The sequence below is a fragment of the Tenacibaculum sp. TC6 genome (assembly GCF_050606265.1).
Lineage (GTDB): Bacteria > Bacteroidota > Bacteroidia > Flavobacteriales > Flavobacteriaceae > Polaribacter.
This window is the reverse complement of the sequence record NZ_JBOCUK010000057.1, coordinates 1-11821: the sequence shown is the minus strand read 5'-3', so window position 1 is coordinate 11821 and position 11821 is coordinate 1. Positions and strand designations below refer to the sequence as shown.

The window sequence follows — 11821 nt, the reverse complement described above, 5'->3', positions numbered from 1 at the left end:
TTTTTTATTCTATCTTTTTCTGTTTGTGCTAAGTCAACCCAAATAGAGATAGCATTACTACTTCTTTCATAAATTAATCCTTCCCCAAGCAATATCTAAATAAAATTGATTGGAGTGTTGATTATTATCAAAATCAATTTTGGTATCCAATTTCATTGATGTAATTGGAGTATAAATTAGAAAAACTGGAATAAAAGTCATCATATTGTTTCCTAAAAAGGAATCAGGATTTTCGTAAATTAATGTAGGTGGGCTATTCAATAGAAGTTTCACCTGCCCAAGAAACTTTATACTTAACTATTGTTTTTTCTGATATTTTTTCAATAATATAAATATTTTTAAAAATAGAATTTTTGAATAAGTAACCAAGATTTGAACTTTTAACTTTTTTATTTATATAATCTATGGTTGAGAATTTTATATTCTTTAAATAATAAATATTACAAGTATCCACCTTATTTTTTTTTCTATTAAAAGAAAACTTCTCATCGCAAATATTAAAATAAATAAAATTTTTAGTGTTTTTCTTTCTATACTTACCAGTTGTTTTATAACCATCTATTACACCATCATTATCATGTGAAAATTCAGTTTCAACTTTACATGTTTTTTTGTTGTCATTATTAAACAATAGGTAAATTGTTTCTTTATTTTCTTGGCTAAAAATAATATTACAAGTAAGTAAACAACTAATTAAACAGATAATACTTTTCATTATTGACAGTTTTGATTTTTATTGTTATTTATATAGTTAGAGAGAACATTTCTTATTCTTGTTTTTTCTGTTTCTGATATTCCCCTTGTTGCCAACCAATAATACTAGTTTTATCCAATCCTTCCCATGCTAAAGCTTCATACACTTTATTGTCTAAATTAGACTCAAACTCTTTTAAACTATTTATTGTAAAGTTTCTATAATTTGGGTAATTCTATTTCAATCTATTTCCTTAGTGTCCACCTTTAGAATCCATTCTACTTGGTATAGTGTACCATAATTTTTACAGATTTTTTCAAACACAAAAATATTGTAGTATTTATCGTAATACATTGAAATAAACTTATCTTGAAGCTTATCATTCTTGAGCTTTATTTTGATTTCATTATTTAATTCTTTTATGGATAATATTTTATAACTATGTTTATTTAAATAAGTATTCTTTTTAGAAAAATTCGTTTTATTAAATCGAAAATTTTCTTGATTAATTTTAAATATTATCGAATTTTTAGTTTCTTCTTTTTTGTGCGTTGAAATCAGAACAATATCTTCCTTATTTTGAGATGATACCCCAAAATACGTTAACAATAGTATTACTAGTATTTTTTTCATAATTAATTACAATTATCATTTTTAGAATTAAAAACCTTTATTTTATTAAGAATATCTAATCGTTGTTGTTTAGTTAAGCTACTCCAAGCAACAGTAGAATTAGAGTATAGTCCTGTTGTTTGATCAAAAGTTCCTGTCCCCATTAAACCAGTCCATGATAAAGCATCGTATACATCTTTAGTTTGCGTATTATCAAATTCTTTTAATGTAGCCTTAATAATATTTCTATAATGTTGAGCCATAGCTTCATGTTGGGCACTTGAAGGACTTTGACTAGGGGCTACATTCCATTTCCATCTCATATAATAATCATACAATCCTGGGAAATTATTACTCAATTGTATTATTTGAGATCTAGTTAATTGTATGCTAGAGTGTTGAGATATTGAAAGTAATTTTCTAAACATTTCAGCATGAATTACTTCATGAGCAACAGTTTTAGCATTCATAAGATTGGACCTGTAGTTTACTCCATGTTCATTAGTATTATTATTTAAAGCAATAGTAATTACATAATCTGGTGAGTTATTTCCTCTTTTTGTTAACTACTTTAAACCCTCTTGTTCCTGTATAAGTCCAATCAACATCATATTTCAAAATTTTATCTTCATATTTCTCTACAATAATAACCTTAAAATAATTGTGATTTTTGGTTATCGGCATTGGTCCAAGTATTTTATCTTCCTTTCCTTTTATTTTGTTTAAACTTTGTTTATAAAACAAATATTCTCTGTCGGATAGACCTTTTACTTTTTCTATTTTTATTTTTTTTAAATTTCTGATACTGCATGTGTCTACCCTAAACTTATTTCTCAAAAATTCAAATGCTTCTCCTTGAATAAAAAAATATATTTTATCATTAGTAGTTTTTTTTACATCCTCTTTAGAATCATACATCACATACTTGGTTTGCTTTGAAAACTTTTGTCCATTTATAAAAAAATAATTTGATGTTGATTCTTGAGAATATGATTTTACAATGATTAATAAAAACAATACTATTTTTCTCATAATTAATTACAATTTGAAGTTCCGTTAAAAAAATATTGATTTAGGGTGTCAATAATAGCTTGTTGTTCTATAGAAGTTAAATTCTGCCAAGCAACAGTACTTTGATTGTTTTCTATTTCACCCAAACCAGCCCAAGCTATAGACTCATAGGTTGAACGAGAAAGACGATTATTGTCAAAATTCTGTATGATATCTGCTATGGTAGTTCTATAATGAGTAGCCATCATATTATGATTCCATGTTGATTTATATCTTTTCCAATAATAATCATATAACCCAGGAAAATTATCTTTTAATGAATTTACATAATTAATTCTATCTTGAGTTGTATAATTCTGATTATTATGATAATTCAAATCACCCTTTTTTGCTGCTGAAAGCATTTTTCTAAAAATTTCTGCATGAATTAATTCGTGAGCGAATGTTGTAGCAGCACCTAAATCTGATAAATTTGATACCCCATTTCCATTTATTTGAATTTCTGTTACATAATTTACTGGAGGTAATGTAATTCCAAAAACCCCAGAATCTAAACTATTATTTATAGTTAATTTTAAATGGCTCACAGGGAAATCACCATCAAATTTTTGTATCATTGTTTTAAAATCTGTACTTGATTTGGTTAATTTATCATATACACATTTAGCTTTACCGGTTAAGTTATTTATAATTTTATCATCTTCAACGCAAGTATTTGTGGAAGGATCAATAATAGTTCCCTCCGGGCAATTACATACGCCATTACTATCTTCTACTTTACCATTAGTACATTGGCAAATATCATTTACCAATACTTTTCCACTTCCGGCCGGGCATCTTGGGTCTTGAAAATCAACAGGATACGTAACAGTAGAACCACCGTTGGAACCTCCACCGCTTCCTGAAAGCCCGTCGGAAGTACCGCTGTCTCCTGAGCCATCAGATATTCCATTTCCTGCCCCTCCTGGGCAGTTAACTTCAACAAACTCATAAATAGTTTCAGGGTGAGTGCAGCCTCCTGAAGCATGTGTGTCATGGCAAGAACAATCTTCTATTCCTACTTCTTTAAACTTATAGCAACCACCAGGGCCTCTATTTTGAGCAAAGAGTTGCTCTGGTTTTATAGGAGTAATGGTAGTTTTATAAAGTACGTTAACAGGTACTCCGTTAGCTAAGTTACTACGCTCTTTAGAACTTAGTGTATAAGTAATGGCATAGGCATTATAGCTTCCGTTAGGTTGTTTAGAGAGTACTACATTTTCAAGACTAGTTTGATTTTCAGTATTGTTAACAGCAAACGTATATGTATGTAAATTTGTTTGTGAGTTTTGTATGAATAGCGCATTTAAGGTATTAATATTATATACCTTTTGCGTATGGGTAGTTCTGTTTTTTATAAGTATTGTTTTTAACTCTTTTAATTTTTGCTGTACCGCCGTATTGGTTTGTAGCTCATTAAAAGAAACTGTTTTAATGTTATACTTAGGTAGAGGTTGTGTAATGTTTTTGTTTTGAGAAGTTACAATAACATCTTCTTGACAATTCCATAGCAATAAGGAAAAGCAGGTGACTAAAACAGTCATTTTTAAAAAGTGTGTGGTTTTCATAGAATTTAGTTTTAAAGTTCTGATTTCAAATATAATACCATAAAAACAAAACTGAGTAAGTCAACGACTTACTTTTGGTAAGTCACTGACTTACTTTTTTGTACGGTTTTTGCAAAATTTGCATGTTTGTACGTAGTTTTGTATAAAACTGTACGTAAACATGTAAAAAATACAAAATTACACGTAAAAGGAGTAGTGGTTAAACTACTTACTGTTCTAAGCTACATTTAAATTCAATACTAGGATCTATTTGATAGGTAAAAACAATAGCACTAAAATTAAAAGGCTGTTCTAATTGCATTTGAAGAGGTATGGTTAAAGAAGATTCATTTCTTGTAAGCCAAATGGTATCATATACATGAACCAAGGTATCTAACACCAAGTAATTATACCTTTCAATTCCTAGAGAAGCCACGGCTACTTTTTTACTTGGAAGCTGATTGGGTATAACACCCGGAATAGCATTTAATTCAGCTTCTTTACGTACATCAAGAAGTGTGTCAATACTATCCGCTTGCTGTTGAGTTTCATCAATAACATAAGGAGCCAAACTCATTTTTATGACAACATTTTGAGGAATTAATGTAACATCTTTAGATAGTTGAGGTAGAAAATTAAAAACGATAGGGAGGTAACATTCTCTGTATAATAAAGCATCTAAAGTTTCGCTAAATACAATATGATAAGTATGTGCATCCGGGATGGTAAAAGTTACTGCATCAGCGCAATAATATTCCTGAACATAATGAGTTAATTGTAGTTCCGTTATTAAGTTTTTAGCGCAATTGAGTGATAATTGATTAATTTCTAATAAAGAAAACTGAATCTCTTCCGGAGTAAAAAGCGGTGCAATTAGTGTAATAAAAGGAGCATAAGGTCCGCATCCGGCATAAAATATACGAATGGTTTGATTAGGATGTGTCTGCTGTTTGTCTTTAATAGCAGCAACCATACCTTTTAAAAACTTTACCGTTCTTTTATAATCCAATAAACAAGTTGCTGCATGATTAAGCCCTAAGGCTTTTCCTTTAGCAGTCGTAACTGCAGCCAGATGTTCAAGAGTTGTGTCAGAACCGGTTATTTTAGTAATGTCTTTAAAATAGGTATGAAGCTCATTAATCTTATATTCAATTTCATTTTGAGATAGCGTATTTTCTAATAAATCGGTTACTATATTTTTAATATCAGTAGTTAGTGTTTGTTGGCTCATATTGGGTTAGTTGTAAAAATAAACGTTGGTAAAGAGCTCTAAAATATAAAAATAGTATTGGTTATAACGGTTAATAAAGTTTTATTTAGCAAAGTAATTGTTTGTATTTGTATCTATTACTAAAGAAAAAAATCTCTTACTAACAATAATGTCGCTCATAGTTTAAAATCCTACGTTAAAGCATTTCATTTTAAAAAAAGAAAAAGATACAACTACCTTAGAAATAAATAAGGTTACGACTATAATCTGAATGCGAGCCAAAATAAATTCAGGTTATTTTAACACAACCGAAACCAACATAGTTCATACACTTTTTTATTCTTTATAGTGGAACCTCGTAAGTTTTTAAAATTTATGAGGTTTTTTTACGCCTAATTTTAAAAGATACACAGTATTAAAACAGCTAAACTTTTTACATATCAACAATAACTGTAAATTTGCAGCTTTAAAATTAACGTCATTACAAAGAAAACAAGAAGCTTATGAAGCTTTTTGCAGTAACAAGAATAAATAAGGTAAGATGCAATACAATCATCAAGAAATAGAAAAAAGATGGCAAGAGTTTTGGGCAAAAAACCAAACCTTTAAAGCTAGTAACACTTCTGAGAAACCTAAATATTATGTGTTAGATATGTTTCCTTATCCTTCAGGAGCAGGATTGCATGTTGGGCATCCGTTAGGATATATAGCAAGTGATATTTATGCACGTTATAAACGTCATAAAGGATTTAATGTATTGCACCCACAAGGGTATGATAGCTTTGGGTTACCCGCAGAGCAATATGCGATTCAAACAGGGCAACATCCGGCAATAACTACCGAAACAAATATACAAACCTATAGAGGGCAATTAGATAAAATAGGATTTTCATTTGACTGGTCTCGTGAAGTGAGAACATCAAATCCGGAGTATTATAAGTGGACACAGTGGATTTTTATTCAATTGTTCAACTCTTGGTATAATAAAGATACAGATAAGGCAGAAGATATTGCTACGCTAATTGCAATTTTTGAAGCTGAAGGAAACGCAAATGTAAATGCCGTTTCTGATGAAGATATCAAAATTTTTTCTGCTGATGAATGGAAGAACTTTTCAGAAGTTGAACAACAAGCTATACTATTACAATACCGATTAACTTATTTATCAGATACAGAAGTAAACTGGTGTCCTGCTTTAGGAACTGTTTTAGCCAATGATGAAATTGTAAACGGTGTTTCTGAGCGTGGCGGGCATCCGGTAGTGCGTAAAAAAATGACGCAATGGTCTATGCGTATCACTGCGTATGCACAACGATTATTAGATGGATTAGACACCATTGATTGGCCACAACCGTTAAAAGATAGTCAAACCAATTGGATTGGTCGCTCACAAGGTGCTATGGTGTCTTTTGATGTTGATGGGCATGGTGCTAAGATAGAGGTGTTTACAACACGTCCTGATACCATTTTCGGAGTTTCTTTTATGACGTTAGCTCCGGAACATGAATTAGTAGCAACCATTACTACAGATGCGCAAAGAGAAGCTGTTGAAGCTTATGTAGAAGCTACAGCTAAACGCTCTGAGCGTGATAGATTAGCAGATGTAAAAACCATTTCAGGAGTATTTACAGGAGCCTATGCTTTACATCCGTTTACAGGAAAACAAGTGCCTGTTTGGATTGGCGATTATGTGTTGGCAAGTTATGGTACAGGAGCTGTAATGGCAGTGCCTTGCGGAGATCAACGTGATTATGATTTTGCTAAACACTTCGGACTGGAAATTCCTAATATTTTTGAAGGTGTAGATATTTCAGAAGAAGCATTTGCAGATAAAGAAAAAACGGTATTGGCAAATTCTGATTTTTTAAACGGTTTAGATTACAAAAAAGGAATGAAAACCGTGATTTATGAAATGGAACAACGCGGTTTTGGATACGGAAAAATTAACTACCGTTTACGTGATGCTGTGTTTAGTCGTCAACGTTATTGGGGAGAGCCATTCCCGGTTTATTACAAAGACGGAATGCCGCAAATGATTGACGCTAACCACTTACCTATTGTATTACCGGAAGTAGAAAAATACTTGCCTACTGAAGATGGAAAACCACCGTTAGGAAATGCTGAGGTATGGGCTTGGGACACAAATACGAATACAGTAGTTTCAAATGATCTTGTCATTTCGAACGATAGTGAGAAATCTGAAGATAACGGAATTTATCCATTAGAACTAAACACCATGCCGGGGTGGGCAGGAAGTTCTTGGTACTTTAACCGTTATATGGATGCTACAAATGATGGTGCGTTTGTAAGCAAAGAAGCAGTTGATTACTGGAAAGAGGTAGATTTATATATTGGAGGTTCTGAGCATGCGACCGGACATTTATTATATGCTCGTTTTTGGCAAAAATTCTTATTCGATAGAGGTTTCTTGCCGGTAGATGAGTTTGCTAAAAAACTAATCAACCAAGGGATGATTTTAGGAACTTCGGCAATTGTTTATAGAATTTCCGGAACCAATAAATATGTATCCTTAGGGTTGAAAGATCAATATGAAACAGAAGAGTTAAGAGTAGATGTTAAATTAATTAATTCATCTGATGAATTAAATATTGATGCCTTAAGAAAATGGCAACCCCAGTTTATCGATGCAGAGTTTGTATTAGAAAATGATAAATATGTTGTAGGAAGAGAGGTAGAAAAAATGTCTAAACGTTGGTTTAATGTTGTTAATCCTGATGATATTTGTGAAGAATTTGGTGCAGATAGCTTACGCTTGTTTGAAATGTTCTTAGGGCCGTTAGAACAATTTAAACCATGGAAAACCTCAGGAATTTCAGGAGTGTACTCTTTCTTAAAGAAATTATGGAAGTTATTCTACAACGGAGATGCTTTTGAAGTTACCGAAGGTGAACCTACTAAAGAAAGCTTAAAAACATTACACAAAACCATTAAAAAGGTAGAAGAAGATATTGAGAATTTTTCATTCAATACTTCAGTATCTACGTTTATGATTGCGGTAAACGAATTGTCTGCCCAAAAGTGTAACAACAAAACAGTATTAGAACAATTATTAGTGTTGATTTCTCCGTATGCACCACATATTGCGGAAGAACTATGGAGTAAATTAGGTCATGAAGAGTCTATTGCTTTTGCTGCTTTTCCAACATTTGATGAAAGTTACTTGGTAGAATCTGAAAAAGAATATCCGGTATCATTTAACGGTAAAATGCGTTTTAAATTAAACTTACCTCTTAACTTAAACGCAGAAGAAATAGAAAAAGTGGTAATGGCACATGAAAAAACGCAAGAACAATTACAAGGGCGTACACCTAAAAAAGTAATTATAGTTCCGGGGAAAATTATCAATATTGTAGGTTAATTCTACTGATTTTTTTCTCTACATAAGAAACACCTTTGTAAACCTGGTTTAACAAAGGTGTTTCTTTTTATTATAAATCTAATTTTTTTCTCAAATTTGTTCCCCTTAAAAGTAAACTATGAAAAAAATAACTCTTAACAATTCATGGCTTTTTGCAATCATTCCTCTGGGAATATTCATTTTTGTGGTAATTCCGCAATTGCAAAATACCTATGCAGTATTTAATAAACAAGAAATAGCGTTGCAACAAAGTATACAGCAGTTAGATTCGTTACAGCAACTTAAAAATCCTACTCAAAAAGACCTTAATACGATAAAACGACTTGAAATTACCGTGCCTGTTCATAAGATGAGCTTAGGTAAACAAAGGTATATGTATTACAAAACCGGAGGAATGCTGGTGGTATTAGTCTTTATGTTTGCAGGAATGTTTGGGTCGGGTTACTTATCAAGAAGAAAAAAGAACTCACCTAAAAACAAACAAATAGAATTTTCTTTTGAAGATTTCTATTCAGATGCTATAGGTCAACATATTTCATGGGAAGCTATTGAAAGCTCAGGAAGTAATTTTTTAAGTGAACACTTACGAAAAACAGCCTTTGGATATAAAATTACATCAAGTTCTTATATGAAGTTTGTAGCATGGAGTTTCTTTTTAATGGGATTAAACTACACGGTTTGGACATATATTGAGTTCTATGAGTTTTCAACAGAAGCATTAACTTTTATGAAAGCCGGTAAATTATTTTTTACATCAGGAGGAGTCTTTTTATTAGTAGGATGCTTTTTAATATTATCGTTCAGTTCAAAAGCATATTTAAACTCACAAAAAAGAAAAATTTTAGTAGGAAAAGAAATAATACCATTTAGGCAAGTATATGCTTTACAAGTATTAGCTAAGTTTGTATCCGGTAATAATACCGGAGGTTATTACTGCTACGAGTTAAACTTGGTAACTCAAAATGGTGAACGTTTTAATCTGTTAAATCATGGCGATAAAGAATATTTATTAAGCGATATGGTTAAAATTAGCAGGTTTTTAAAGGTCCCGGTATGGAACAGAGGAGTTGTATAAAATATAACCATGGCTTATTTGCCAAACTTTTAGTATTTTACACGCCAAATAAAGTGATTTAGTGAATTTTTTATCCTGTAACAAAAATGTATCTAATGCTTGCTGTTATTCATCGGTAAACGATATACCTGATGTTATTTTTAAGCAGCTTACCTGTTTATCTAACCTCTATTTTAATCCTGAATACTTAGAAGCATTAGAAAAAAATAATACGCAAATACAATTTGCCTATATAATTTTGTTTAATGAGGCTAACGAAGCTATAGGGTTCACTACATTTCAAATTGTAGATTTTCATTTAGATAGTGTTCAAAATGGTATGGAGTCTATTATTGAAAAAGTAAAATGTATCGGTAGGCGATTAAAAATACTATCAAAAGAAAAACATTTTAAAATTATTACTTGCGGTAACATATTTGTAACCGGTGAACATGGTGTGTACATACACCCGAATCAGGATAAAAAGAAAGTTTTTAAACAATTTATAAAAGCGTTATTACAGTTTGTAAATACAGATCCGGTATTGAAAAATGAAATTGATGCTTTTATGATTAAAGATTTTAATAAAGAGTCACTTTTAATAACCAATGAGCTTCATAATGAAGGGTACTACTCGTTTAAAGTAGAACCCAATATGATTATGAAGTTGAATGAAAATTGGACGACTTTTGAAGATTATTTAGCAGCTATGAAAACAAAGTTTCGTGTAAAAGCTAAACGAGCCTTAACACAAAGCGCAGAACTTATAGTAAAAGATATTGATACGTCCATGGTAGAAGGTTTGTTACCGGAAATGACTCATCTTTATAAGAAAGTATCCAATAATGCCGGATTTAATTTAGGTACGTTTAATTTGGCTACTTATAAAACACTTAAAGAAAATTTAGGTGATAAATACGTGTTAAAAGGATATTGGTTAAATGATTCGTTAATCGGATTTATGTCCGGAATTATTAATGAAAATACATTAGATGCCCATTTTGTAGGGATTAATTATGATTTAAACAGGCAGTATGCTATTTATCAGCGTATGTTATATGATTACATTGATTTAGCTATTTCAAAACAGTTGAAAACAGTGAATTTTGGTAGAACCGCCAGTGAAATTAAGAGTTCTATAGGAGCTGAGCCCCAAGAAATGACCATATATTTACGACATAAAAAAAGCATACCTAATAAAATATTAAGTTTATTTTTAAAAAGAATACAACCAACAGAGTTTAGGCAAAAGTTTCCTTTTAAAGACAATAACTTTTCCGAAAATGAATAATTGAGAGAATGAAGAATACTGAAGAATTATTACAAATTTTAATATTAGATGATATTGGAAATGGTAATTTTAATGGAGTTAGTAAAGATATAGGAAGTCCTAATGTTTTTGGAGGACAAGTGTTAGCACAAGCATTAAATGCGGCTTATAGAACTGTTCCTAAAGAACGAATTTTACACTCGTTACATGCTTATTTTTTAGAAGCAGGTAACCTTGAATTGCCTATTACGTATAATGTGCAGACTATACGTGACGGAGGTAGTTTTTCAACCCGAAGGGTTACAGCGCATCAAAATGAAAAAACCATTTTTATATTAGCCTGTTCTTTTCATAAAATAGAAGAGGGTTATGAACACCAAATGCCTATAAAAAAAGAAATAAAACAACCGGAAGACTTATTAAGTTGGACAGGAATGTTAGAGCAATTTGGTAATTTTTTACCTCAGAAAATGAAAGATTTTTTGAGTATAGAAAGACCTATTGATTTTAAACCTGTACAAATAGTAAATCCGTTTGATAAAAAAGATTTACCACCGGTAGTTGATGTTTGGTTTAAGTTAAAAGGTGAGGTAGCCAATTTAGATTTGCCCGTTAAACAACAGATATTAACGTATATTTCAGACTACAACATTTTAACAGCTTGTTTATATCCTAATGCGAGTAAGGCTCATTTTGGAAATACACAAATGGCAAGTTTAGATCATTCTATGTGGTTTTATCGTGATTTTGATTTTGATGATTGGATGTTGTTTTCTGTTGAAAGCCCCAATACATATGGTGCCAGAGGTTTTGCCTGTGGAAATATTTACACAAGAGATGGTAAGCTTGTTGCTTCAGTAGCTCAAGAAGGGCTAATGAGACCGATGAAAAAATAAAAAGGCTGGGTTAACCCAGCCTTTTTATTAACTTTTTGTCCCGTCCTGAAATAAGTTGACACAAATTAGACTTATTTTATGAATACGAGTCCACACAAGAAAAAGCGCA

Annotated in this window: 10 protein-coding genes; 4 read left to right on the top strand and 6 right to left on the bottom strand. The window is 31.2% G+C overall.

What is annotated here, in order from left to right; genetic code table 11:
* Positions 1–253: 253 nt before the first annotated feature.
* The 6 genes from ACQY1Q_RS16965 to ACQY1Q_RS16940 form a co-directional block, all read right to left on the bottom strand.
* A complete protein-coding gene (locus ACQY1Q_RS16965) occupies positions 254–715 on the bottom strand; it encodes a hypothetical protein (RefSeq protein ID WP_431006522.1) in 462 nt (153 codons plus the stop codon).
* A gap of 219 nt (positions 716–934) precedes the next feature.
* On the bottom strand, positions 935–1327 hold the full coding sequence (locus ACQY1Q_RS16960; RefSeq protein ID WP_431006521.1) for a hypothetical protein: 393 nt from the start codon (positions 1325–1327) through the stop codon (positions 935–937).
* Positions 1328–1329: 2 nt separating this feature from the next.
* The gene (locus tag ACQY1Q_RS16955) at positions 1330–1776 is read right to left on the bottom strand and encodes a hypothetical protein (protein WP_431006520.1); all 447 of its coding nucleotides are present in this window, start codon (positions 1774–1776) and stop codon (positions 1330–1332) included.
* Between the two features lie 76 nt (positions 1777–1852).
* Entirely contained in the window at positions 1853–2338 is a 486-nt protein-coding gene (locus ACQY1Q_RS16950; protein WP_431006519.1) for a hypothetical protein, read from the bottom strand.
* A gap of 2 nt (positions 2339–2340) precedes the next feature.
* On the bottom strand, positions 2341–3924 hold the full coding sequence (locus ACQY1Q_RS16945) for a hypothetical protein (RefSeq protein ID WP_431006518.1): 1584 nt from the start codon (positions 3922–3924) through the stop codon (positions 2341–2343).
* 208 nt (positions 3925–4132) lie between these two features.
* Entirely contained in the window at positions 4133–5134 is a 1002-nt protein-coding gene (locus ACQY1Q_RS16940) for a phytanoyl-CoA dioxygenase (protein ID WP_431006517.1), read from the bottom strand.
* A 520-nt stretch (positions 5135–5654) separates the two neighbouring features.
* On the opposite strand from ACQY1Q_RS16940, the gene leuS reads away from it, so the two are divergent.
* The 4 genes from leuS to ACQY1Q_RS16920 all read left to right on the top strand — a co-directional run bounded on the left by leuS (position 5655) and on the right by ACQY1Q_RS16920 (position 11712).
* Positions 5655–8492, top strand: coding sequence for a leucine--tRNA ligase (leuS, locus tag ACQY1Q_RS16935; protein ID WP_431006516.1), 2838 nt, complete (start codon positions 5655–5657; stop codon positions 8490–8492).
* A gap of 118 nt (positions 8493–8610) precedes the next feature.
* Positions 8611–9567 (top strand): hypothetical protein, encoded by a 957-nt coding sequence (locus ACQY1Q_RS16930; RefSeq protein WP_431006515.1) that lies wholly within the window; start codon positions 8611–8613, stop codon positions 9565–9567.
* Between the two features lie 61 nt (positions 9568–9628).
* Positions 9629–10837 carry a peptidogalycan biosysnthesis protein gene (locus tag ACQY1Q_RS16925; protein ID WP_431006514.1) on the top strand — a complete coding sequence of 403 codons (1209 nt, stop codon included), beginning with the start codon at positions 9629–9631 and terminating at the stop codon, positions 10835–10837.
* An 8-nt stretch (positions 10838–10845) separates the two neighbouring features.
* A complete protein-coding gene (locus tag ACQY1Q_RS16920; protein ID WP_431006513.1) occupies positions 10846–11712 on the top strand; it encodes an acyl-CoA thioesterase in 867 nt (288 codons plus the stop codon).
* Positions 11713–11821 lie beyond the last annotated feature (109 nt).

Excerpts from the sequence above, each read along its gene's own strand:
- ACQY1Q_RS16965 (WP_431006522.1), bottom strand. The coding sequence starts at position 715 with ATGAAAAGTATTATCTGTTTAATTAGTTGTTTACTTACTTGTAATATT.
- ACQY1Q_RS16960 (WP_431006521.1), bottom strand. The coding sequence starts at position 1,327 with ATGAAAAAAATACTAGTAATACTATTGTTAACGTATTTTGGGGTATCA.
- ACQY1Q_RS16955 (WP_431006520.1), bottom strand. The coding sequence starts at position 1,776 with ATGAATGCTAAAACTGTTGCTCATGAAGTAATTCATGCTGAAATGTTT.
- ACQY1Q_RS16950 (WP_431006519.1), bottom strand. The coding sequence starts at position 2,338 with ATGAGAAAAATAGTATTGTTTTTATTAATCATTGTAAAATCATATTCT.
- ACQY1Q_RS16945 (WP_431006518.1), bottom strand. The coding sequence starts at position 3,924 with ATGAAAACCACACACTTTTTAAAAATGACTGTTTTAGTCACCTGCTTT.
- ACQY1Q_RS16940 (WP_431006517.1), bottom strand. The coding sequence starts at position 5,134 with ATGAGCCAACAAACACTAACTACTGATATTAAAAATATAGTAACCGAT.
- leuS (WP_431006516.1), top strand. The coding sequence starts at position 5,655 with ATGCAATACAATCATCAAGAAATAGAAAAAAGATGGCAAGAGTTTTGG.
- ACQY1Q_RS16930 (WP_431006515.1), top strand. The coding sequence starts at position 8,611 with ATGAAAAAAATAACTCTTAACAATTCATGGCTTTTTGCAATCATTCCT.
- ACQY1Q_RS16920 (WP_431006513.1), top strand. The coding sequence starts at position 10,846 with ATGAAGAATACTGAAGAATTATTACAAATTTTAATATTAGATGATATT.